The organism is Sporolactobacillus shoreae (genome assembly GCF_004684935.1).
Classification (GTDB): domain Bacteria; phylum Bacillota; class Bacilli; order Bacillales; family Sporolactobacillaceae; genus Sporolactobacillus; species Sporolactobacillus shoreae.
On the sequence record NZ_SRJD01000013.1, the window covers coordinates 93761 to 116799 of the forward strand.

Annotated in this window: 21 protein-coding genes; 10 read left to right on the forward strand and 11 right to left on the reverse strand. The window is 48.2% G+C overall.

Annotation, left to right across the window (positions count from 1 at the left end):
- Positions 1-17: 17 nt before the first annotated feature.
- Positions 18-1250 (reverse strand): aminopeptidase, encoded by a 1233-nt coding sequence (locus tag E4665_RS11855; RefSeq protein WP_135349002.1) that lies wholly within the window; start codon positions 1248-1250, stop codon positions 18-20.
- 155 nt (positions 1251-1405) lie between these two features.
- On the opposite strand from E4665_RS11855, the gene E4665_RS11860 reads away from it, so the two are divergent.
- Positions 1406-1504: a YjcZ family sporulation protein gene (locus E4665_RS11860; protein ID WP_135349003.1), complete on the forward strand. Its 99-nt coding sequence runs from the start codon at positions 1406-1408 to the stop codon at positions 1502-1504.
- A gap of 324 nt (positions 1505-1828) precedes the next feature.
- Here E4665_RS11860 and E4665_RS18170 read toward each other — a convergent pair whose 3' ends face one another.
- Positions 1829-1975, reverse strand: coding sequence for a hypothetical protein (locus E4665_RS18170; RefSeq protein ID WP_167815195.1), 147 nt, complete (start codon positions 1973-1975; stop codon positions 1829-1831).
- 1 nt (position 1976) lies between these two features.
- On the reverse strand, positions 1977-3035 hold the full coding sequence (rsgA, locus tag E4665_RS11865) for a ribosome small subunit-dependent GTPase A (protein WP_241654835.1): 1059 nt from the start codon (positions 3033-3035) through the stop codon (positions 1977-1979).
- A 357-nt stretch (positions 3036-3392) separates the two neighbouring features.
- On the opposite strand from rsgA, the gene E4665_RS11870 reads away from it, so the two are divergent.
- The 4 genes from E4665_RS11870 (at position 3393) to E4665_RS11885 (ending at position 8481) form a co-directional block, all read left to right on the forward strand.
- The gene (locus E4665_RS11870) at positions 3393-4415 is read left to right on the forward strand and encodes a YkvI family membrane protein (protein ID WP_241654837.1); all 1023 of its coding nucleotides are present in this window, start codon (positions 3393-3395) and stop codon (positions 4413-4415) included.
- 203 nt (positions 4416-4618) lie between these two features.
- Positions 4619-5923, forward strand: a complete 1305-nt coding sequence (locus E4665_RS11875) for an Nramp family divalent metal transporter (RefSeq protein WP_422067259.1) — start codon at positions 4619-4621, stop codon at positions 5921-5923.
- A gap of 532 nt (positions 5924-6455) precedes the next feature.
- Positions 6456-7463: a tagatose-bisphosphate aldolase gene (gene lacD, locus E4665_RS11880; RefSeq protein WP_135349005.1), complete on the forward strand. Its 1008-nt coding sequence runs from the start codon at positions 6456-6458 to the stop codon at positions 7461-7463.
- A 106-nt stretch (positions 7464-7569) separates the two neighbouring features.
- Positions 7570-8481 (forward strand): LCP family glycopolymer transferase, encoded by a 912-nt coding sequence (locus tag E4665_RS11885; RefSeq protein ID WP_135349006.1) that lies wholly within the window; start codon positions 7570-7572, stop codon positions 8479-8481.
- A 98-nt stretch (positions 8482-8579) separates the two neighbouring features.
- On the opposite strand, the gene E4665_RS11890 is transcribed toward E4665_RS11885, so the two are convergent.
- Positions 8580-10310: an HD domain-containing phosphohydrolase gene (locus tag E4665_RS11890; protein WP_135349007.1), complete on the reverse strand. Its 1731-nt coding sequence runs from the start codon at positions 10308-10310 to the stop codon at positions 8580-8582.
- A gap of 443 nt (positions 10311-10753) precedes the next feature.
- On the opposite strand from E4665_RS11890, the gene E4665_RS11895 reads away from it, so the two are divergent.
- The 3 genes from E4665_RS11895 to E4665_RS11905 all read left to right on the forward strand — a co-directional run bounded on the left by E4665_RS11895 (position 10754) and on the right by E4665_RS11905 (position 13274).
- A complete protein-coding gene (locus E4665_RS11895) occupies positions 10754-11596 on the forward strand; it encodes a flagellar motor protein (RefSeq protein ID WP_135349008.1) in 843 nt (280 codons plus the stop codon).
- The gene (locus E4665_RS11900) at positions 11589-12371 is read left to right on the forward strand and encodes a flagellar motor protein MotB (protein ID WP_135349009.1); all 783 of its coding nucleotides are present in this window, start codon (positions 11589-11591) and stop codon (positions 12369-12371) included. Before E4665_RS11895 ends, E4665_RS11900 begins: the two co-directional genes overlap by 8 nt.
- Before the next feature lie 114 nt (positions 12372-12485).
- Positions 12486-13274 carry a hypothetical protein gene (locus E4665_RS11905; protein WP_135349010.1) on the forward strand — a complete coding sequence of 263 codons (789 nt, stop codon included), beginning with the start codon at positions 12486-12488 and terminating at the stop codon, positions 13272-13274.
- Positions 13275-13339: 65 nt separating this feature from the next.
- Here E4665_RS11905 and E4665_RS11910 read toward each other — a convergent pair whose 3' ends face one another.
- Complete coding sequence (locus tag E4665_RS11910) at positions 13340-14476, reverse strand: glycerate kinase (protein WP_135349026.1); 1137 nt, start codon at positions 14474-14476, stop codon at positions 13340-13342.
- Positions 14477-14952: 476 nt separating this feature from the next.
- Between E4665_RS11910 and E4665_RS11915 the strand changes: the two genes are divergently transcribed.
- Positions 14953-15645: an NERD domain-containing protein gene (locus E4665_RS11915; protein WP_241654839.1), complete on the forward strand. Its 693-nt coding sequence runs from the start codon at positions 14953-14955 to the stop codon at positions 15643-15645.
- Positions 15646-15819: 174 nt separating this feature from the next.
- On the opposite strand, the gene E4665_RS11920 is transcribed toward E4665_RS11915, so the two are convergent.
- The 3 genes from E4665_RS11920 to E4665_RS11930 form a co-directional block, all read right to left on the reverse strand.
- Positions 15820-16761, reverse strand: coding sequence for an aldo/keto reductase family protein (locus E4665_RS11920; RefSeq protein ID WP_135349011.1), 942 nt, complete (start codon positions 16759-16761; stop codon positions 15820-15822).
- Positions 16762-16841: 80 nt separating this feature from the next.
- Positions 16842-18104: an aminopeptidase P family protein gene (locus E4665_RS11925; protein ID WP_135349012.1), complete on the reverse strand. Its 1263-nt coding sequence runs from the start codon at positions 18102-18104 to the stop codon at positions 16842-16844.
- Between the two features lie 133 nt (positions 18105-18237).
- Entirely contained in the window at positions 18238-19053 is an 816-nt protein-coding gene (locus E4665_RS11930) for a WecB/TagA/CpsF family glycosyltransferase (protein ID WP_135349013.1), read from the reverse strand.
- 247 nt (positions 19054-19300) lie between these two features.
- Between E4665_RS11930 and E4665_RS11935 the strand changes: the two genes are divergently transcribed.
- The gene (locus E4665_RS11935) at positions 19301-20359 is read left to right on the forward strand and encodes a glycosyltransferase family 4 protein (RefSeq protein WP_135349014.1); all 1059 of its coding nucleotides are present in this window, start codon (positions 19301-19303) and stop codon (positions 20357-20359) included.
- Positions 20360-20410: 51 nt separating this feature from the next.
- On the opposite strand, the gene E4665_RS11940 is transcribed toward E4665_RS11935, so the two are convergent.
- The 3 genes from E4665_RS11940 to E4665_RS11950 all read right to left on the reverse strand — a co-directional run bounded on the left by E4665_RS11940 (position 20411) and on the right by E4665_RS11950 (position 22819).
- Positions 20411-20707, reverse strand: a complete 297-nt coding sequence (locus E4665_RS11940) for a hypothetical protein (protein ID WP_135349015.1) — start codon at positions 20705-20707, stop codon at positions 20411-20413.
- 162 nt (positions 20708-20869) lie between these two features.
- Positions 20870-21958, reverse strand: a complete 1089-nt coding sequence (locus tag E4665_RS11945) for an LCP family protein (RefSeq protein ID WP_174845487.1) — start codon at positions 21956-21958, stop codon at positions 20870-20872.
- A 207-nt stretch (positions 21959-22165) separates the two neighbouring features.
- The gene (locus tag E4665_RS11950; protein ID WP_135349016.1) at positions 22166-22819 is read right to left on the reverse strand and encodes a YigZ family protein; all 654 of its coding nucleotides are present in this window, start codon (positions 22817-22819) and stop codon (positions 22166-22168) included.
- Between the last annotated feature and the right edge of the window lie 220 nt (positions 22820-23039).

The window sequence follows — 23039 nt, forward strand, 5'->3', positions numbered from 1 at the left end:
TTTCTTTAGAATTTTTTTTAATCCACCCAATTGCCTTTGCGGAAAATCGGTTCCAGCCTGCCATCGGAAGTTTCGCCATCGATGTCCAGTTCACCGGAGCCGACCATGAAATCAACATGGGTCAGACTGGTGTTGGCACCCTTGGCGGAGAGCTCGTCCTCGGTCATCTCACGGCCGCCGCGATAATTGAAGGGGTACGAGGCGCCGATTGCCAGATGGCACGACGCGTTTTCATCAAACAATGTATTGTAAAAAATAAGGTTGGTCTCCGAAATTGGCGAGTGATGCGGCACAAGGGAAACTTCGCCGAGATAGTGAGAACCGTCATCCGTTTCGACGATCTGCTTCAAAGTTTCATAGCCCTGCTCGGCGCTGAAGTCTGTGATTCGGCCGTCTTTGAAAGTCACTGAAAAATGATCAATCAGATTGCCTCCGTAATTCAGCGGCTTTGTGCTGGCGACGGTGCCATTGACACCGGTTTTCAACGGCATGGTGAAGATTTCTTCGGTCGGTATGTTCGGACGGAAAGGAACACCCTGATCATTGGTCATTTCGCCGCTGATCCATAAATGTTCAGCAGGAAGCTCGATGGTCAGATCTGTTCCGGGTGCCCGGTAATGCAGCTTTTTAAAACGTTTTTCATTAAAATACGTGACCTTGTCCGTCAGCGTCTGAAGATGTTCTTTCCAGGCAAGTTCAGGATTGTCCCTGTCTGTACGGGTTATGGTGAAAATTTGTTTCCAAAGGGCGTCAATCCGTTCCTCCTCACCAAGATCCGGGAAAATCTTTGCCGACCAAGCTGCGGTGGGGACGGAAACGATCGTCCAGCTTACTTTGGCTCCGATCTTGGCATCAGAGAATTTTTTGTTGGCCTTCGCCGTGTTTTTCTGAGAAGCCGCGATCCGTTCGGGATCGATGCCTTTCAGCAAATCCGGATTCGGTGAATAGATGTATAGGAAGGCGGCATTTTCGTTGGTCAGGTCCTCATAACCCCGGGTTTTCCACGCCGGATAGCTCTGAAATGCTTCATCAGGTGCCAGATCGAAGCGGATGCGTGTCACATCTTCATCTGACCATTCGACGTACACGTTTTTGGCGCCGGCTTCATAGGCTTTTTTAACCGTTTTACGAACGAATGTGGGTGACTCGACAGGCGCGAAGATCAGGACGTCCTGCCCCTTCTGCACATTCAAGCCCACTTTCACCGTAATATCGGCATAATTTTCAAGCAATTGTTCAAAATTCTGCATACAAGAATCCCCCTGTCTGGATGTTCCACAAATTTTTGAATCCAGCATTTATTTTAACACACCTGTCCTGGAGTAATGCCCGGAAAATCCGGGCGGACAGTATCCGGGCGGCCGCATAGGATGATAAAGAAAACTATGTGGAGGTGATTGCGGTCATGGGTGCTCCGGCAGGATATGGAAATACCTCGGGATTCGCATTGGTGGTTGTTCTCTTCATCCTTCTGATTATCATTGGCGCAAGCTGGGTTTATTAATGTAAAAGGGACTTTTCACTTTTCGGTGAAAAGTCCCTCTTTTTGATAGGCTTTGCCAAACTTGCTGTTGTTTTTCGTTCCATGCGCTCGCTTTCCACGGGCGATCCGTGATCCTCCTGCGGGGTCCCACTTGGCTCACTGATCCCGAAGGAGTCTTGCACCTTCCGCTCCAAACAGCGGAGGGGCAAAAACAACAATTAGCCTTTTGATAAAAAATCAATTAACGACATGGCATTTCAGTGTAAAAAAATCATGGAGAAGTCAGAGTGGGTGCGGTGAATTTCGCACAGAATTCTCCTGATTTAAAAGTTTACCAGCCGAATTTCAGGATTTACCAGCCAGTTCCGGGATTTTACCAGCCAGATTGATGACTTTACCAGCCGCAATTGTCAATTTACCGGCCGGAAACCAATGTGATTGATGATTCGCAAGTTTCAGCTCGATCTTGATTCTAAAATGTCTTCCATACACGTCAATGTTTCTTCCACATGCTCATGTGAATCTTCTTCCAGCGCTCTTTTTCCTTCAGCATGGCCAGTTTGTCGGTTTTGCGTTTCAGGAAAGCCAGCTCACGCTGCAGCTTGACGTAGCTGTCAAAGCGCGCCTGTTCGAGCCGCCCGTCTGCAAGCGCTGCCTGAACAGCGCATCCGGGTTCGCCGCTGTGCGTGCAGTCGCGGAAGCGGCAGTCCGCGGCAAGGGTTTCGATATCTGCGAAGCTCTGGCCGACAGACTGGTCCGAAGCGGTCCATAGCTGCAGTTCGCGCATCCCCGGGGTGTCGATCACTACGCCGCCCGTCGGCAGGACGATCAGTTCACGGTTAGTCGTTGTGTGGCGGCCGCGGTCATCATCTTCGCGGACGTTGTTGACCGTCTGCAGTTCCCGGCCGTAGAGCCAGTTGGTGAGCGTCGATTTGCCGGCACCGGAAGATCCGAGAAACACGGCGGTTTTTCCTTTGCCGAGATAAGCTTCGAGCTGCTCTCTGCCGGTGTCATGAACGGCGCTGACTACGTGGATCGGAACACCGAACGCGACTTCCTCGACCTCCGCTACTTTTTCATCTACATGGTCGCAAAGGTCGGACTTGCTCAGGACAATGACCGGATTCGCGCCGCTGTCCCACGCCATGGTCAGGTAGCGTTCCAGCCGGCGCACGTTGAAATCGTGGTTCATCGCCATGACCAGAAATACGGTGTTGATATCGGTCGCGACAATTTGCTCTTCCGTTGTCAGCCCAGCCATGTTCCTGGAAAATTTACTGAAGCGTGGTAGTATTTTGTGGATGGTTGCTTTCCCGTCTGCCGGCCGTTCATCTACTGAAACCCAGTCGCCAACCGCGGGATAATCCTCACGTCCGAGGGCCAAGTGGCGCATTTTACCGGAGACTTCCGCAAGAAAAAAACCGTGCTCCGTGACAATCTTGTATTGCCCCTTATATTCAGAAACGACGCGGCCGACAGCCTTGTCGCCCTCAAATGCATTTTCTGCCTGTTTGGCTAATGTCTGATTCCATCCATAATCGGTTAAATTCAATGGTCTTCCTCCAGTTGATTTGATTTTCGGCAATAAAAAAAGACCGTCTCACACGGTCCTGTTTTCTGTCGTTGTTGAGAAATAAGCCCTGTGAATGGCCATCTGTCCCAAACAATTCAAATCAGTTGAAGAACGATCTAATAGAAGGGGACAGATGGCTGCCGTCAATGAGATTGTCTGAGGTCTTCCGATTGATGATGGCCATAAAACATGTCCCCTCTCCTTTTTTCGATAAAAACAGTTTAAACGAAAATCGCGTTCTTGTAAAGGCTGGCACAGCCCGGCATGGGAGGGACAGGCACGGCATAAGATGGAACAAGCGGCACAGGAGAAACGGGAGCGGAGGGACGGTGAATAATGAAAAAAATGATGGACAGTCTGCAGATTGCGGCGGCTTTCATCGGCACAGTCGTTGGCGCCGGATTCGCTTCCGGACGCGAGATCATCCAGTTTTTTACGCAATACCAGGCTTGGGGCACGGCTGGCGCAGTGCTTAGCGGTTTTCTGATGGCCTGGATCGGGACGAAAATGATGGTTTTTGCCCGGCGGATTGATGCATACTCTTTTAATGAACTGATCTCCGCGCTTTTTGGCCAGCGCTTTGCCGCCATGATTCAGGCGCTGATTTTTTTTATGATGTTCGGCACCACCGGGGTCATGCTTGCCGGAGCCGGAGCTGTTTTTCAAGAGCAGCTGGGGTGGCACAGGTTGACCGGAATGCTCCTCTCAGGTCTGATCGGTTTTTTCTTCCTGGTCAGAGGCACCCGCGGCCTGCTCTGGGTCAACGCTTTGGTTGTACCCTTTTTGATCGCATTCACACTGATCCTTTTTTGGGCCCATAAATCCGTACCTGTTTCCACGCTTGTTCCCTGGTCCTTCAGTTGGATTCCTTCGGCTATAGGTTATGCCGCATTCAATATGACGACAGCCCTTGTTGTCCTCGTTCCGCTCGCGCGGGATACTCCGGACGAGGGCGCCCTGAAAGTCGGCGGCCTGGTTGGCGGGGCGGGGCTCGCCATCCTGCTCCTGCTCGCCCATCTGATGATTTTGGGCCATCCTTCGGTGATGCTTTTCGAGATGCCGATGGCTGAACTGGTCCGGCCGCTTGGGCCAGTGATGCACCTTGTGTTCATCGCTATTATTTTTGGTGAGATTCTGACGACCTTCGTGGGAAACATCTTCGGCACCGCGCGTCAGATGCACAGTGCTTTTCCGGAATTTCTAACCTCTGGTAAGTCCATCCTTCTGTTGATCTTCGGTTCCTTCGCCATCGCTCAGGCAAGCTATGGCTCGCTGATCCGTATTCTTTATCCTCTGTTTGGTCTCTTATGCACCTTTCTTTTCATCTATCTTTTTTTTGTCAGAATGCCGAAAAAATAAACAGCTTTTTCAAGACAAATGATTAGGGTTTTTGTGAAAACGATTTATTGTAAAATTCATATGAAAATTGTTTTCTTCCGGTTGCATTTTATGGGTAAATGTCGTATCTTAATTGTAGTGAAGAAGTTGCGCACAGGAAACAAATATTCATAAAGCGAATAGGGGATGGTTGGATGCCTGGTCGGCAGGAGGATCGAATGCAGATGCAGCTGGTTGAGGGAGACGCTCTTGCCGGGAGTGTGACGCAGTTAAATGAAGTAGAGAGCGTGCATTCCCAGTCTTTTAAAAGCGCGATCGGGAAGGCCAAGGGATGGCGGCAGCTTGTACCGTTCATCGGACCTGCTTTTATCGCCGCTGTCGCGTATATCGACCCGGGCAACTATGCGACAAATATACAGGCCGGATCACAGTTCGGCTATATGTTGCTCTGGGTGGTTGTTATTTCGAACTTAATGGCTATATTGATCCAAATGCTTTCCGCAAAAATAGGAATTGCCACATCGCACAATTTACCGGAAATTGTGCGTCAGGAATGGCCGAAAAGCGTGACAATTTTTTACTGGCTGCAGGGTGAGGTCATGGTCATGGCGACTGATCTTGCTGAATTTATCGGCGCCGCGCTCGGTTTTCATCTCGTTTTCGGACTGCCGATGATTCCGGCGGCGATACTGACCGCCATCTGCGCGATGGTGATCCTTGCCTTCCAGGTCCGGGGATTCCGGCCGCTTGAAATGGTCATCGCGTCGATGGTTTTCATCGTTGTCATTGCGTTCAGTACTGAAATTTTATTCGCCATGCCCGCTTTTAAGCCGCTCATGAACGGCTTTGTGCCCAAGTTTCAGGGAACGGACAGTATTTTGCTTGCTGCCGGCATTTTGGGGGCGACAGTAATGCCCCACGCCATTTACATGCACTCAGGACTGACGTGCAGAAGAGTCATTGGCCAGACGCCGGAAGAAAGGAAAAAGATTTTCCGTTTTGAGCAAGTTGATATCCTGATCGCTATGATCATTGCCGGTATCATTAACATGATCATGCTGGCGGTCGCAGGTTCCACTTTTTTCGGGAAAGAAGTGATTTCTGATCTGACAGTCGCTTTTCACGGCTTTGGAACTTATATCATGCCCGGCGCCGCGCTTCTGTTCGGAATCGGCCTTCTTTCAGCGGGACTGTCGAGTTCATCAGTCGGCACGCTGGCCGGAGATATCATGATGCAGGGTTTCATCCACAGAAGTATTCCGGTCTTTCTGAGACGGATCTGTACGATGCTGCCACCGCTGATCATCATCATTTCCGGGATCAACGCCACGAAAGCGCTGGTGATGAGCCAGGTTATTCTCTCATTTGGGATCGCCCTGGCCATCATCCCACTGGTTATTTTTACAAGCAAGAAGAGAATCATGGGGGCGCTCGTCAATCATCGGCTGACGACAGCCACTGCCTGGGGTGTCGCCGCAGTCGTGATCTGCTTGAATGTCTTCCTTCTGTATCAGACATTTGCCGGTTGATCCTCTTTGGGACTTTTGATTTCAATAAAAAATATAAGATTAATAAAAACTGCGATCCTGAAAAGGGATCTTTTTTTTATTTCAAGTTGAACTAGGGTCCACACTGTGCCTGGAGGCTTGTTGTTCGCGCTCGATACCGCCATAAATTTGAAGAAATCATGTTACCAGAAGAATATAATAAAAGGATCAACAATAGAACCTCCATATGCACGGATCCGTGTGAAAATTAAACCGTATGAATGAAATGTGAACCGTAGGACAAATTTTGTAACCATCAGCAGAATCATGCCGCCGGTCGACCACTCATCAAAGGGGGATCGGTCAGCTTAATCCCAATCAATAATTTTGTTCACACATTTATTGGAATTGGCAAATTGACTTTGCGACGGAAAATGACGTAAAATGGAGTTTGTGAGAGAAAAGCGGCAGGCATCCCGAACGGAAATGATTGCTTCTATTTTTGCCGGATGTTTGCCGGTTGTATACGCGGTGCGTTGCCGCACCCAAAATTTTAGCTGTGGAGGAATAAATAATGGTTAAACTGCAAAAAGGCAAGTTTGAGTATCTCGAAAAGCTTTCCAACAGCGAAGGTATCATCGCTGCGCTCGCCATTGACCAGCGTGGTTCTTTGAAGAGAATGATCGGCGCTGCACAGGGCAAGGACGCAACGGATCAGGAACTGATCGATTTTAAATCTCTGGTATCTGAAGAACTTACAAAATATGCAAGCGCGATTCTACTTGATCCTGAATATGGCATTCCTGCCGGCAAGAAACGCGCTGCAACTTGCGGCCTGCTGACTTCTTATGAAAAGACCGGTTATGACGCTACGGAACCTGGCCGTATCCCTGACCTTCTTCCTAACTGGTCCGTTAAACGGATTAAGGAAAATGGCGGAACCGCCGTTAAATTGCTCGTTTACTTCGACCCGGATGAACCAGATGAAATCAACGATGTTAAAAAAGCATTTGTTGAACGTATCGGATCCGAATGTAAAGCTGAAGATATTCCGCTGTTCTTTGAAATCGTTACTTACGATGAAAAGATCACTGATAAGGCTGATTATGCAAAAGTTAAACCTCAGAAGGTTCTTGATTCGGTCAAGATCTTCACACAGCCTCGCTACGGCATCGACGTGCTGAAGCTGGAAGTTCCTGTTGACATGAGCCGTGTTGAAGGCGTTGGCGACAACGAACCTGTTTACACAGCTGAAGAAGCGAAGAAGTACTTCAAGGAAGTTGACGAAGCTACGACTGTTCCTTACATCTGGCTGAGCGCCGGCGTTTCAACCGAACTCTTCCAGAAGACTCTAGTATTTGCTCACGACGCTGGCTCCAAGTACAACGGCGTTCTTTGTGGCCGTGCGACATGGCGCGACGGCGTTGAAGCTTATGGCAAGGGCGGAGAAAAGGGCGCTATTGAATGGCTTCAGACTCAGGGCAAGAAGAACGTTGACGAACTGAATGCCATCCTTGCTGAAAATGCAACACCTTGGTATGAAAAATTCGGCGGCAAAGATAACATTGAAGTTGTCGGCTGATTAATAAACAAGAAGAACAGGTTCGACGGACAGTGTCTGCCGAACCTGTTTTTGTATACATAAAGCTTGCCTGAACACCCATTTTTATGGAGAAAGGGAAGAGACGATGAAAAAGAAAATTTTGCTGACTATAGGCAGTATCATCGTGGTTCTGTTCGCCGCAGGAGCAGGCTATGCGTGGTATCTGCTGCACTCGGTTCAGTCTGCCGCCGGACAGATGTATGAAACCACCGGCGGGAAGGGGAATACTCAGGCTCTTGCGCAGAAGAAGCCAATCAGCCTGCTGCTCCTTGGCGTCGACGAGCGTCAAAACGACCGGGGGCGTTCGGATACCATTATTGCTGCCACACTCAATCCGAAGACCAACACCATGCAAATGATCTCCATACCGCGTGACACGCGGACAGAGATCGTCGGAAGAGGGACCGTGGACAAGATTAATGCGGCTTACGCATACGGCGGAGTGAAAATGGCTGAGGATACCGTGAAAAATTTTCTCGGCGGCGTCCCGTTTGATTTTTATATCAAAATTAATATGCAGGGCATGAGTGCGTTGGTCGACGCGGTCGGAGGCGTGACCGTCAATAACAAGCTGGACTGGTACGATGAGGGTTATTATAAGAAGGGCTATCATTATGCGCGCGGGACGATAACCTTGGACACCGGTGCCAAAGCCATGGGATATGTCCGGATGCGCCACCTCGATCCACAGGGGGACTTCGGACGAAACCAGAGGCAGCGTGATGTCATTGCGGCCATCGTGAACAAAATGTCCAATGTGTCATCGATCTCCCATTTCTCTCAGATTCTCGCGGCGCTCGGCAGCAATGTAAAAACGAACCTGACCTACGATGACATGAAAAATATTGCTCTGAACTATCGAAATGCTAAGAAAAACACGATTAATTATGAAGTTAAAGGGCAGGGAACCATGATCAACAAGATTTACTATCTTGTTGTCGGCAATGCTGAAAAACAGCGGGTTCACGATATGATGGAGCAGCAGCTTGGCAATTGACAGGAATTCGGTGAGTGAATAACTTAGATCATTGGATAATAAAAGCGGAAATCTCCCAGTAGTCGGGAAATTTCCGCTTTTTGCTATTGCAGCAATCGTCAAACCCCTGTATCAGCCGTCGAGTCGATCGGAAAGCAATAGCGCAGATTGCCGATAAACTCGGTAAGGTTCGCGCTTGTAAGAACAGAGTGTGATGAACAGTCAGAGACGAGCCCCGCTTCCTTTCCGTGGACAAAAACAATCATTTCGGGGAAGTCGGATCGGACATGCTGTATCAGCTTACGGAGCTGGAAACTCTGGCTATCGTTCATCATTGGAAGAGCCAGGTACTGCGCTTTTTTTCTGCTGATCAGTTCAGAGATGATTTCATAGGATGTCGGTTCACCGAGGTAATATGTTTTCCATCCGTTGATTTTAAAGAGGTCGTTGACCATCCGCAGCCTGATTGGATCATGAGCGGGATCCAGATTTACCACGATCACTTTACCCATCACTGTCTGAAGATCCCGGGCAATCTTAAGTACTTTCCAACTGAGCAGTCTCATCAGAGACTGTACGGCAATCAGAAAATCAGATTTCAGATAGCACCCGGCTGAGAGACCGGTCTCAATTTCCACAAGCGCCTTTTCAAAAAGATCCGTAAAAATATCTTCGACTCTTTTGCTGTCCGAGAGAGTATCTAAGCATTCCATGGATTTGATGGGATTTCCGTCAACTAGGTAGCTGATAAAATCGCTCCATATCTGCTTCTTCTGTATCTCAATCTGGCTGTTATCCCATCCGGTCACTTTTTTGACTGTGACCGATAAGTCACTGGGCATCTGGATGACGGAGCCCGAATTCTGAAGTCGGACTTTTGGAAGAATATCCGACCCCTTGGGGTTGGGAACGATGATCCCCTGTTCTCCGTTTGTCAGCAGAACATGAGTCGCCGGCGGAAAAATATGTACAAAGTTAATAAACCCGAAGCAGGTCTGAAGATCAAACTGCTGGGGACGGACACACGAGGCAAGGATAATCTGAAGGGCTTTGATCGCAAGCATCGGTTCCCTATAGGATCTTTTCAGAGTCAGTGCCGAGTATACATCAGCGATCATCATAAATTTGAGTTCCGTTTCGCCCCTTTTAAGAACGCGTTTATCCGGATATCCCGATCCGTCCATCCGTTCGTGGTGCGAGCGGACAATTTTGCAGGCTTCTTCGGGAAAATCAAGTTTTTTCAGAAGAGCAAAACCGTCGGTGGTATGTTTTGTGATTCGGACATATTCCCGTTCGGTCAGCTTCCCGCTTTTTAAAAGAATGGATCTTGGTGTATATAATTTTCCAATATCGTGGAGAAGGGATCCGAGTATGAATCCGTCCGGGAAAGTCTGGCCGTATTTTCTGCTATACAGACTGCAGAATACAAAGACGTCAATGGAATGAGTATAGCAGACGGGATCCCACTGTTTCAGGCTGTCCATAAGAAGGAGAACAGAGGGATTAGCAAATAATTGTATGTACACGGAACGAAGCCACTGATAGGATGTCTCGGAATGAAGAATACGGCCGCAGCGCAGCTCATTGGCAATGGATTTCATATCGTTCTGAAATCGTTCGGTCAGAGCTCTCAGCTGGTGCGGGGTAATCTGCCGATTATGTGAGTCCCGGTAGGAGGCGGCGGAATCGTTTTTTACTGTGACTTCACTGACACCCCTGTCCAGGAGATCGGCGATGAGCGCAGGAGTGATGTATGTTCCGGACTGGTAAAGCACGCTTGAATTGATATATACATCTCTCGCGAGAATGTTTCCGTCTGCCAGTTTGTCTGTATTCACGACTTTCGCCATAAGTGTCGCTCACTCCCAGCTTGTTGGATCCGGCATAGCGCCGGATACGATATTTTCGGCTGAAAATAGAAAAGGGCAAGACCTGCTAACCAATCTGCCGTGAAATGAATCCAGCGAATGGATAACCGGACCTTGGAAAACGGGGTGCTGCGTCAAAAATCGACAAAGATCACAATCCTCATTTTACCAACTACGGTAAGAAAACGGAAGTAAAAAATTTTGTCGTCGCTGTCGATTTTATGGCAATTTTGTTGAAAGTCGTTTAGTAACGGATAAATCAAGAGGGAGCGGCACGAAAAATGATAGTATATAGGTATAAGGAACTATTTTCACTATGATCGGCAGTGGGCCTACCGGCTCTATTCTATTGGCTTTATTCAACATCTTTTTCAGAGAGCCGATAATATTAAAGTAGAGTACTAGAGCTGAAAGGGTTGACTTACATGGACGTTGCAACAGTTATCGGCTTGCTTCTCGGTGTTTTATCACTGGTGATCGGTTTTACGCTGGAGGGCGGGACACTCGGCGCGTTATTTCAGGTCACCGCACTGTTAATTGTGCTGGGTGGTACAGCGGGAGCCGTGGTCGTCAGCTTTCCGGGACACACATTGAAAAAATTGCCTTTTATTTTAAGATATGCGTTTGTAAAGCCGAAAGAGAATCCCGCAGAAACGATCCGGCAACTTGTTGATCTGGCCAATGTTTCAAGACGTGAAGGCTTGCTCGCGCTGGAAGGCCGGCAGAATGATTTCAGTCAGGACAAATTTATGTCTACCGGAATTCAGATGGTTGTCGATGGTGTAGACTCCGATGTGATCGATGATATACTGAACCGGGATATTGAGCTTTATGAACAGAAAATCCTTTCGATTGGCAAGATGTTTGAGGCGGCCGGAGGTTTTTCACCAACCATGGGCATTATCGGCACAGTCATGGGACTTGTTCATGTATTGGGCAACCTGAGCAGCCCGAATTCTTTGGGGCCGTCAATTGCCGTCGCTTTCATTGCCACTCTCTATGGTGTGGCCGGAGCAAACGTTGTCTACCTGCCGATCTTTAACAAAATCAAAGCCAATCTGCAGCAGGATGTGCTGATCAGGCAGATTAAGGCAGAAGGTATTCTTTCTGTTCAATACGGTGAGAACACGATGATTCTGCGCCAGAAGCTTTTTGCTTTTTTAAGCCCGGAAGAGCGCGTACAAGCCGAGAACACTCTGAACGGATCGGAAAACCAGAATGGCTCTGAATTCGCAGGGGACTATCAAGAGGTTGGCAGTCATGAATAATCTTCGAAAGAAGCGCCATCTGAAAAAGGTTGAGGATCATGACGACTCGGGCAGATGGTTGATCACCTATTCTGACCTGATTACTCTGCTCCTTGTTTTTTTTATTGTCATGTTTTCCATGAGCTCCATAGAAAATCAGCGCTTCAATGCGCTGGTTTCTTCACTCAAGTCTTCTTTTCAGGGAAACTCGATCCTACAGGGACTAGGTTACCCGACTGTAGACAAAGGACAGGCAGTGCCCGATGTCCCGTTGGTGAAACAAAGCAATCTGACAAACAAGCAGAAAAAAAATGACGCGAAAAATCTTGATACACTGTATGTCCGGCTTGACAAATACATAAAAGCGAATCATCTCAGTCCGGAAGTTTCTTTGGTCGAGACGCCAAGAGGGGTTCAACTGACTTTTCGCGAGAAAATCCTGTTTGATTTGGGGAAGGCGGACCTGAAACCCAACGCCGATCCGATACTGAAGAAAATTGGAGGCATGCTGAATGAGGTGCCGAATGATGTCAGTGTCGAAGGACATACGGACAACACGCCTTACCGCAATGGGAATGGAACAATCCGCTCAAACTGGGAACTCTCAGGCATGCGCGCTCAGAACGTGATGAATTTTCTAATTAAAAACGATCATCTTGCTCCCCAAAGGTTTCACTTTGTCGGGTATGGCGAATATCATCCGATTGTCAAAAATGATACCCCGGCCCATAAGGCGATGAATCGCCGCGTCAATATTATTATTCTCAGGGAAGACAGTAAAGTCCTGAACGAGTAAGATCAATTTATTTGCGCACGTTTCTTTGAAGAAAATTTATTTCTGAGCAGCACCTATTTACAGAATACTATGTTAAAATCATAATAATCAAGATTATCCTGAAGGGTGACGTCTGTGAAGAAGTTTTGGTTAATTGCTGTAATTATTTTGTGCATTGCAACAGTGCTAGGCGGAAAAATCTATTGGAATCACAAAATAGGACGGATTTCATCCTCAAACCTTCAGAGCGGCATTAACACCAGTTCCGGCGTCGCGTCCGACTTTTCCTTGGATGGATCAAGTGCGACGATCAATAAGCAAATCAGTGCGCTCCCTAAGTCACTGCAAAAAGCGGCTTCTTCGGCGCGTAAAAATAACGGACAGGTTCAAATCGCCATGGTCGGCAGTGAGAATGTCCAGGCACTTTCACTACTTCTGCAGCATCAGCTTGATCTGACATTTGGCGATCTCTTTTTCAAGGTCACCGCGATTGATCTGGGGCAGATCAATTCTCTGAATCTCAATCAGGCTAAAACCACAGATCTATTTAAAAACATGAGCGCGAGGCCCGACGCTGTTATTTTTACGCCTTTGCTTTACAATGATAATGGAAAAGTGGGAAGCGGAGATACGGAAACGGTCACGGGTCTTTTTGAAGAGAAAATCCGGCTTCAGTACCCGAAAGCGGCTTTCTTCATTTCTTTGCCTAATTATTCGTCCGATGCGCCTTATATCAATAGCCGCATTGACAGCCTGGAAGCCTATGTCACGGATCAAAAGTTTCAGAATCTGAATTATCTTTCCAAGTGGCCTAAGGGGAACACTCGTGCAAATCTGGTTAGTTCCGACGGACACACGATGAATAAAGCGGGGCAGACGGTCTGGATCAATTATGTGATCAGCCAATGGGGTCTTAAAAAATAATAGAATAAAAGAAGCAGGCAGTTTCGGAGATCAGTGGGATATCCGAACTGCCTGTTTTTTTATCCTTATTTTTGGGCGATGGACCAGACGCGCGCTACATTTTCACTGGTCCTGGTTAGATTTTCGCGGGCTGTCCGAAGCGCCACATCAAGGGTTACGGCGCCCGGAACGATTGAAAAAAACGCGTCAATGCCGTGATCATAAACAGCACCGCAGCCCTCGGCCAGTGAGCCGGCCAGTGCGATGACCGGAATCCCTTGTTTTTTGGCCGCCTTTGCGACGCCAATGGGTGTTTTGCCATAAATCGTTTGGCCGTCTATTTTTCCCTCCCCAGTGATCACCAGTGACGCGTCCTGCATTTTATCCTCAAGCTTTGCTTCCTTGATCACAAGATCAATTCCTGGAAGAATGGATCCTCCGAGAAAACAAAGTGCTCCGGCGCCGAGACCGCCCGCGGCCCCACCGCCCGGAACGCCGTCGATGGATGTCTTCAGATCGCGCGCTGCGATCTCGGCATAATGTTTCATTGCAAGATCAAGAAGCTGGACATCTTCGGGGGAAGCCCCCTTTTGGGGACCAAAGACAGCTGAGGCTCCAAGATTGCCGGTCAGAGGATTGGTGACATCCGTCGCGATGTCAAAAGTTGTTTCCGCAACCCTTGGATCCAGTTCTGAGACATCAATGGTTGCTAGTTGGGCCAGAGCCGCACCGCCGCGGACGATTGAGTGTCCCTTTTTGTCAAACAGCCGGGCGCCAAGTGCCTGCGCCATGCCGCAACCGCCATCATTGGTCGCGCTTCCGCCGAGACCCAGCAGAATGTGGCGAGCCCCCTGATCTAGTGCCGCCCGGATCAGTTCGCCGACGCCATAGGTCGTCGCTTTCAACGGATCGCGTTCCGCCGGCTTCAGATATTCAAGTCCAGCGGCTGCGGCCATCTCAATCACGGCTGTTTTTCCATCTCCTAAGAGACCGAAAAAGCCCGGAACCGGTTTCCCCAATGGACCGCAAACTTCTTGATTCACACGTATTCCGCCAGTCGCATCAATCAGTGATTGGACGGTTCCTTCACCGCCGTCTGCCATGGGAACCAGTTCATATTTCGCATGCGGCCAGACTCGTTTCAGACCTTCTTTGATCGCTTTTGCAGCTTCAAGCGCGCTCAGAGATTCTTTAAAAGAATCCGGCGCAATCACGATTTTCATTATTTCAGTACCCATGTTCATCCATCCTCAGTAGTGATTCTCTTTCCATTTTAGCGCATTTTCCATGTTCCATGGGGTGACCTAAATAAATTTCCCGGGGAATTATTGTCGAGTGATGCAGGACTATGACCTTTTTTGTAGAATAATAAATAAATGAACACTTATTCCAATCAACAAAGAGGTGAACGCGTGTTTATTAAACCATAGAAGTTTCATTTCATGTCAAACAGTTCGAATTTCTTTTTAACAGATTGGTGCCTTCCAGCCCGAACAAGCAGAGAATGGAATCCCAATTGGCAAGATACCTAGCAGGTTATAAGGGCGAAAAAATGCTCAGTTATCCTTTGAACTTTTTACCATCCAATGATTTTCTGATCTTTCATAATCTGCGGCTTCCGGATCGTCAGCATTAATTCCAGATCGACTTTCTTACTCTTTCGCACTCCTTTGTTCTCATACTTGAAGTCAAAAATCTTATGGGCAAAATTAATTTGACCGGTCATCAGATGATTCGAACTTTTGAAGATAAAGAGGAGGCGTTTCCAGATCCAGTCATCCAGGCGGAACGACATGAGGAACAATTGGCGTCCTGGCTCGCATCAAAGGGTTTTGACGGCATCCCCGTTCGATCTCTCATTGTATTTGGAGCAAAATCGATTTTAAACTTTGAAGATAAAAGCCGCATCGATCAATGCGTCACCCCTGACTTTTTGCCCTCTCATATTTCATCGCTTCAACAACAATTTTCCAGCAAAATCATTTCTGGAGAAGAATGCAGAACTATTTCCGACAAGCTCTTAAGTGAACACGAATCTCTTGAATTTAATCTGCTTAACTATGCAGGGGTGCAACCTGCCGAGATTATGAAAGGTGCGCGCTGTCCCCAGTGCAAGGCACTAGGCATGATCAGACATTTTGCAGTGTGGGTTTGCCTACGTTGCGGCTGCAGGTCAAAGAATGCAGCGATTCACGCCTTGATTGAGTATCGGCACCTTTATGGTCCTTCAATAACCAATCATCAGTTCCGAGAATTTCTCAACCTCGAATCGGAATCAGTGGTCAGAAAAATTTTAACCGCCAATCACCTTCCTCATAATGGAAAAATAAAGCACAGATCCTATTTTATTACCAATCAGATACTGGAGCAGCTCAAAAATAAACTAAACTGAATTCAAACAGGTAAAGTGGCTGGAAAGAGTGCCAAAGTGGCCGGTAAGCAGGGAAAAGTGGCTGGAAGGAGCACCAAAGTGGCCGGTAAGCGAAGCAAAGTGGCCGGATAAAAATGATCACAAAAAAGCTGCGACCCGGAAAATCGGATCGCAGCTTGGTTCATCTAACACTGATTATGCCAAAATGCCCTCAATACGGCCAAGCGTCTCCGGATCGAGTTCAAGGTCGGCGGCCTTGGCGTTGTCAACAATCTGTTCCGGTTTGCTGGCACCGACGACAGTGCTGGCGACGTTATCCTGGCGAAGGATCCAGGCGAGGGCGAGCTGCGCCATAGTAATGCCCAGATCATCAGCGATGCTCTTCAGCCTGGCGACCTTTTTCAGATTGGTTTCGGTCAGGAACCGTTGAACGCCGCCTTTTTGTTCCGCGGCGCGGCTTCCGGCAGGAACGTGGTCGACGGAGGTATATTTTCCGGTCAGAACACCCTGGGCAAGAGGGGACCAGCACACCTGGCTCACACCATGGGTGGCGCTGGCCGGGATCACTTCGTCCTCGATCCTGCGATAAAGCATACTGTACTGGGATTGATTAGCGACAAAATGATGGAGCAGTTTTTCATCAGCAATGTGCGCTGCTTCCGTAATCTGAGCCGCTGTCCATTCACTGACTCCGATATAGTTGACTTTGCCCTGGTGGATCAGATCGTCAAAGGCACGCAGCGTTTCTTCAATCGGCGTTTCGGGGTCGAAGCGGTGGCAGTAGTACAGATCGATATAGTCGACATCCAGCCGTTTCAGGCTTGCTTCAGCCTGCTCCATGATATGCTTTCTGGAGAGGCCGCGATCATTCGGGCCCTCGCCCATTGGGAAGAAGACTTTAGTCGACAGAACGATGGATTCACGCGGAAATGCCTTGATTGCTTTTCCGACGACTTTTTCTGCTTCTCCGCGCATATATACATTCGCGGTATCAAAGAAATTGATGCCGAGATCATAGGCTTTGAGGATGGTGTTCACCGCGTTTTCGTTCGCAACATAACCTCCGTACGTCAGCCAGCTTCCAAGGCTGACCGTACTGACTTTCACACCGGTGTCTCCAAGATGACGATACTTCATGAAACAAAACCTCCTTATTTTCTGACAACGCTTACTCAATTAACTATATAAAAAGCGGAGATCGACTCCGCCTTTCTTCATCATTTAAGATTCTTGTTATTTTCAGCCATATAGCTTTCAATTTCATCAGTCGTTCGAGGAAGCCCGGTCGTCAGCACTTCATAGCCGTTTTCTGTGACAAGGACATCGTCCTCGATGCGGATGCCAATACTCTCTTCAGGGATGTAGAGTCCGGGTTCATTTGTAATAACTTCACCGGGAACCAGATCGATATCCCGGTAGTTGCCGACATCATGGGTGTCAAGCCCAAGCGAGTGGCTGACATGGTGAAAATAATACTTGCTCAGCTCTTCAGGTGTCTGGATCAGACCAATTTTCAGCAGCTCCTCAGTGAAGAACTTGATTGTAAAATCATTCAGATCTTCAAATGCAACACCCGGCTTAACCATCTTGGTGACGGCCTGGTTGCAACGCAGAACAATATCATAGATCACTTTCTGCCGCGGCGTAAATTTTCCGTTGACAGGGAAGGTGTAGCTGATATCGCCGTTATAGTACTTGTACTGCGCGCCGAGATCAAGCAGAACCAGGCTGCCGTCCGAAGCGGTACCGGTATTCGCCGAATAGTGGAGTACTGTGCCGTTGTAGCCGCTTGCGAGAATCGTCGGGAAAGCGAACTCCGTAACGCCGCGGCTTTTCAGAATAAAATTGAAGTAAGCTTCAAGCTCATATTCTTTCATGCCGGGTTTCGCATTGGCCAGGACGTTTTTGATACCGTCCGCGGTAATCTTTCCCGCTTCACGGATCAGCTCGATTTCTTCAGACGACTTGATCACGCGGAAATTGCTGAGCAGGGGATAGAGGTTGTGGATGGCGAGATAGGGATAAGTGACAGCCGCCTCAGCTGCGAACTTGTTGGCCGGTTTTGCCGGGAATTCCCATGATTTGGCCTCCAAATCGGTGTATAGATGTTTATAAACGCGACCGTCGAACTGACCGCGGATGAAATTGTCCAGTTTGTCCAGAAGTTCAATATTTTCAACTCCGGAGGCATCCTGCGCTTCGTTTGGCGTGATCGTTTCGCCGTACCACCTGGCCATCCACGGATCAGCGCGCTGAATGAAGAGTGTTTCGTTCACTTCGCCGCCGAATTTCGTAGCGACAAAGACAACCTTTGGTTCCGTGATGCCCGTCAGATAATAAAAATTGCGGTTTGGATAAAATGGATAGCTCTCGTCAGCCGACTGGTGCGCCGCCTCGCCGGCGAACAGAATCGTCAGCGACTGATCTTCAAGCGTTTCATAGAGCTTATTACGATTGCGAATAAAAAAACTTTTATCCATAAAGGTCCTTCTTTCGTGATGGTGTCGTTCCTCTTTTATTCTAACATGATACGAACAGGAAGTCGCCGATTGTCACATAGAATGATAGATTTTCCGACACAGAGAACTTCAACGGTCGCACCCGCCCGCCAATTCATTTTCTCACGCTGATTTTCAGGCGGATAACGGTAATGAAAAATTGCAGATGGCCGACGACATTGCGTTTCCACATCCGTCTCGGCTCAAGAATCATCCGGAACAGCCACTCAAGGTTCATCTTCCGCATCACACGTGGTGCCCTCGGTTTCAGACCCGACGCGAAGTCGATATAGCCTCCTCCGGCAATTCGGAGCAACGGGGTCAGTTCCCGGCTATGGCTGTCAATGAATTTTTCCTGCAGCGGCATACCCATCCCGACAAGCAGCACTTTAGCGCCTGAGCGATTGATCGCCTCCACCATGTCCGCCCCCGATCTGAAATAGCCATGATGGTAACCGGCGACAGTGAGACCGACGAAATCCTTTCTGATGTGCTCCGCCGCAGCACTTACGGCCTGTTTCGAGGCACCAAGCAGAAAAACGGGCCAGCCCGTCTTTTCGCATTTTTTTAAAATTTGGGGGATCAGATCAGTGCCGTTCAGATTTTGCCGGATGTCAATACCCCATATTTTTGCACCCAGTTTAACGCCAATTCCATCATTTAGCAGATAATCCGCGCGGTTTAGAGCATCCAGATAGTCCGGATCTTTCTGAGCGATGTTAAACCCATGGTCGTTGAGAAAATATAGGTTGACTTTTTCGCCATTTTTTAGTCTCTTCGCACAGGTTTCGATCACCTCTTTCTGCGAATGAAAAACGTTCATATATATGTTGCCAATCAATTTTTTAACGTCTTCACCAGACAACAAAATCACTTCTTTCAGAGCTAGTCCCATCATTATAACATGTCCCGATCTCAAGTTCTCTTTCATAAAAAACCATCCGGAAAGTCAAAAATTTGCCATGATTCAAAGATGAGAATAAAAGTGTTGTAGACTCGTATTAATGTAAGATGAAAAAGATTGAGAAATTGTTAAGAAAACAGTGGCATCAAATTTACAATGTGTTATAATCTCCCTTGAGTATAGGGAAGTTTTATAGAAAACGAGAGTCATTGTTTTCAAAGGTCTGGTTCCGTAGTAACGGACGGCTATCATTAAGAAAGGGCGGGCTGACTGAATGGTCTATCTGACGTTTTTCATTTGTTTTCTTGCCGCGGCGGGACTGACGCCTCTGGTTAAAAAAATAGCCATCTATGTTGGTGCGACAGATGTTCCGAATGCCCGCAAAGTTCACACGCACATTATGCCGCGGTTAGGCGGTTTGGCTTTTTATCTGGCGTTCGTGATCGGCATGCTGATCCTTCGTCCGGATAGTAGCTATACGATGCCTTTGCTTATCGGCAGTGTCATCATTGTGATTACAGGAATACTTGACGATATTTTTACGCTTTCACCGAAAATAAAAATTACCGGCCACTTGCTGGCTGCGCTCGTGATTGTGCAGGGAGGCATCAGCGTCGCCTTCATCAATCTGCCGTTTAATGGTGTTCTCTATCTGCACTGGCTGAGCATACCACTGACAGTGCTCTGGATTATCGGCATCACGAATGCGATTAACCTGATTGACGGGTTGGACGGCCTTGCCGCCGGTGTTTCCAGTATTGTTCTCCTGACCATTGCCGGACTGGCGCTGACGGAAGGCAATTCTTTTGTATTTATTGTCAGCACACTGATGCTCGGCAGCACACTCGGATTCCTGCCGTATAACTTCCACCCCGCTAAAATTTTCATGGGTGATACCGGAAGCAATCTGCTCGGTTATGTCATTGCGGTGCTCGCTCTATTGGGTTTCAAAAATGTGACTCTGTTTTCACTTGTTGTCCCGATCATCATTCTGGCCGTGCCAATTTCGGACACACTGTTCGCGATCATCCGGAGACTGGTCAACAGGAAACCGCTGACCGCTCCAGACAAATCGCACCTCCATCACTGCCTGCTCCGATTCGGTTTCACGCAGGGGCAGACAGTGGTTCTGATCTATGGCATGAGCGCCCTGTTCGCTCTGGCGGCGATCCTGCTTTCAACTTCGACATTGCTCGGTTCGCTGCTGATTATTGTCGGTGTCATGCTGATCATTGAACTTGTTGTGGAGGGCGTCGGGCTCGTGAGCGCCAATTACAGACCGCTCCTGAATGCGTACAAGCGTATTGTCAGTCTCGGCGGCAAAGTGAAGTAAACGAGTAGAACAGTAGAATATGAAATGATAGATCCGTGATCTGAATTCAGATCACGGGTTTTTAAGTTTTGGTTGTTGTGAGGAGGGGCGTCCGGTCAGTGAAAATGGGACCTGTTCAATCGTAAGAAAAAAGGGCGTATCAACAAAATGGATGGGTTCGTCAGCGAAACCCATGATCCGACGGCAATGTTTGATCAGCAGGTATTGCGCATGTTTGAATTGCCGGCGGTTCCGTAACTGAGCGACTTTCTTATTGATTAGGTTCTTGTTAAACGTGTCTGTTGTTTTTCGCTCCACGCGCTCGCTTTCCGAGGGTGATCCGTGAGCCTCCTCACTGAGGGGTTTCACTTAATTCGCTGATCCCGCAGAAGTCTTGAGCATTCCGCTTCAATCAGCGGAGGGGCAAAATCAACATTGAATTTAAGCATAGCCGTTGGTTAAAAAAATGAGGCGCTCTTCCAGTGAATCTGGAAAGATGCCTCAGTACGCTCTTATAATTTTTAATGCGAATCACTGATTTCCTGCGGGGACAGATGCCCCGGTGACCTCCGAAGTGCCTGTTGAACTGCCCTCCGCGGAAGGCGCTGTAATGCCGAGCTGGCTCTTCAAATCGGTTTTTACCTGCTGCAGATAGCTCTGATCCAGATCAAAATAATAAACACCCGTACTCATATCATCCGTGCCTTTGAGCTGCATGGTGTTGATTCCGGACAGGGAAGAGGCAAACTGGCGAAGGCTGAGCAGTTGACCGAATGTCAGGTTGGTCTCAAAATTGCCATCCAACGAATCAATGACATTGCTGTATTTCGTAATAGAGGACAGCTGCGCGCTTTTGTGGACAAGCGCTTTAATAACGTCCATCTGCCGGAGCCCGCGTCCGAAGTCGCCGCCGGATCCAGGTGATTTGCGATTCCGGACAAGCGCGAGCGCCTGTTCGCCGTCCAGCGTCTGCCTTCCCGGTTCAAGCACGATGGCGTCTTTGCCCTTCTTGTCCTTGCTGTTAGAGGTCACAAGTTTGACCGGAACGTTCACATCAACACCGCCCAGGGCGTTTATTATTTTTACGAATGCTGCGAAGTCGACTTGGACATAATAATCAACCGGGACCTGGAACAGATTTTCAACGGTGGCGATTGTGTAATCCGCGCCGTGGCCATCGTTCGCGTCGCCATAGGCATGCGCGTGGGTAATTTTTGTGACGCCATAATCCCGGGTGTGCGTCGGATCGATGATTTGGACTTTGGAATCCCGAGGGATGCTGACCATTTCAACTTTACTGGTGCTGTGGTTAAATGTGGCGAGGACCATCGCATCCGATCGGCTCGGCTCATTTTTCCGTTTGTCGATACCCATGAACAAAATTGAGAAGTTATCCTTGACTGGATCGACTTTGAACGTGCGGAGTGCTGATTTGTTACCCCGTGCCAGCTTGCTCTGCGCATGGTTGGTCACATTTTCAGCCTTTTTCCACAAGTAGTATGCGTACGACGCGCCGCTTCCGGCGAAAATGAGCACGACGGAGAGTAGAACCAGCAGAATCGTTCTGCGCCTGTGACGCTTCTTAATTTTATAATTTTCCTGCCTGCTGCTTAACTGCACCTATAACCATGCCCCTTCTAATGATCCGGTCTCTTCACGGCGTTATCTTTCTTATATTAATCCATAATATTCTGTGAAATGTTAAAAAAGATCTTATAGATATATGACAATAGCTACATTTTACAGAAAGAAGAGCCTCACGGCAATGAAAAATTAGAGGAAACCGCTAATTTTCGAGTGAATCTGACGAAATATGCTGCTACTCCTTCAGCCTTCCCCGGGTTCCGGAGCTTTTTGTTGAAGATAGAGTTCCTCAAGTTTTTTAACGTCCGCGCGGCCATTAGCCAGATCATCGACCCAGCTCTGAAAAACGCCGCTTTCTTCCTGCTTTGTATAAACTTCATAAGAAACAGCGTCCGTATACTGAACATCCTTGATGATATAGTGTGACTCGCGTAGTTTGTTGTCTATAGCGCCGCTGAGGTGGTAATCCACAGAAATCCCCCAGAGGTCAGACGGAATCTGGTCAATGACTTCCGCCGCGGCGAGGCCCTGTCCTGTCGTGTGGGCGTATGCCCGTATCAGGCCGCCCGCGCCCAGTTTGATCCCCCCAAAGTAACGGGTCACGACAACGAGCGTGTCACAGACCATGCGCCGCCTTAAGACTTCCAGGATTGGCACGCCCGCCGTTCCGCTCGGTTCGCCATCATCACTGGCTTTCTGGATTTCCTGCTTTTTACCCAGTATGTATGCGAAGCAATTGTGATTTGCCTTCCAGTGCTCTTTGCGGATGGCCTGAATTTGGGCTTCTGCTTCTGCCTCATTCGTGACAGGATAGACATGGGCAATAAACCGAGATTTACGGATTTCAATCTCGGAAACACCGGATCGCCTGACCGTCCGATAGGGCATAAGTGTCATTGAAAATCAGTCCCTTCCTGAACATCAAATATTTTTTGGAAATTTATGGTTTCATTGCAAAAAAAGGGAGACAGCAACGAATATAATATATAACCTGAATTATTCATAGAACGAGTTTTTTCCGTTCCTGAGCGGAGATTTCTCGAAAAATCAAGCCATTTTTGACACGTCCAGATTCAAAATGAATCGGCTCATCAAAGTTTCGGCAATTGACATACGT

Excerpts from the sequence above, each read along its gene's own strand:
- E4665_RS11950 (WP_135349016.1), bottom strand. The coding sequence starts at position 22,819 with ATGACACTTATGCCCTATCGGACGGTCAGGCGATCCGGTGTTTCCGAG.
- E4665_RS11920 (WP_135349011.1), bottom strand. The coding sequence starts at position 16,761 with ATGAAGTATCGTCATCTTGGAGACACCGGTGTGAAAGTCAGTACGGTC.
- E4665_RS11910 (WP_135349026.1), bottom strand. The coding sequence starts at position 14,476 with ATGAAAATCGTGATTGCGCCGGATTCTTTTAAAGAATCTCTGAGCGCG.
- E4665_RS11935 (WP_135349014.1), top strand. The coding sequence starts at position 19,301 with ATGGTCTATCTGACGTTTTTCATTTGTTTTCTTGCCGCGGCGGGACTG.
- E4665_RS11875 (WP_422067259.1), top strand. The coding sequence starts at position 4,619 with ATGCAGCTGGTTGAGGGAGACGCTCTTGCCGGGAGTGTGACGCAGTTA.
- E4665_RS11890 (WP_135349007.1), bottom strand. The coding sequence starts at position 10,310 with ATGGCGAAAGTCGTGAATACAGACAAACTGGCAGACGGAAACATTCTC.
- lacD (WP_135349005.1), top strand. The coding sequence starts at position 6,456 with ATGGTTAAACTGCAAAAAGGCAAGTTTGAGTATCTCGAAAAGCTTTCC.
- E4665_RS11900 (WP_135349009.1), top strand. The coding sequence starts at position 11,589 with ATGAATAATCTTCGAAAGAAGCGCCATCTGAAAAAGGTTGAGGATCAT.
- E4665_RS11870 (WP_241654837.1), top strand. The coding sequence starts at position 3,393 with ATGAAAAAAATGATGGACAGTCTGCAGATTGCGGCGGCTTTCATCGGC.
- E4665_RS11885 (WP_135349006.1), top strand. The coding sequence starts at position 7,570 with ATGAAAAAGAAAATTTTGCTGACTATAGGCAGTATCATCGTGGTTCTG.
- E4665_RS11915 (WP_241654839.1), top strand. The coding sequence starts at position 14,953 with ATGGGCAAAATTAATTTGACCGGTCATCAGATGATTCGAACTTTTGAA.
- E4665_RS11930 (WP_135349013.1), bottom strand. The coding sequence starts at position 19,053 with ATGAAAGAGAACTTGAGATCGGGACATGTTATAATGATGGGACTAGCT.
- E4665_RS11860 (WP_135349003.1), top strand. The coding sequence starts at position 1,406 with ATGGGTGCTCCGGCAGGATATGGAAATACCTCGGGATTCGCATTGGTG.
- E4665_RS11895 (WP_135349008.1), top strand. The coding sequence starts at position 10,754 with ATGGACGTTGCAACAGTTATCGGCTTGCTTCTCGGTGTTTTATCACTG.
- E4665_RS11855 (WP_135349002.1), bottom strand. The coding sequence starts at position 1,250 with ATGCAGAATTTTGAACAATTGCTTGAAAATTATGCCGATATTACGGTG.
- E4665_RS11925 (WP_135349012.1), bottom strand. The coding sequence starts at position 18,104 with ATGGATAAAAGTTTTTTTATTCGCAATCGTAATAAGCTCTATGAAACG.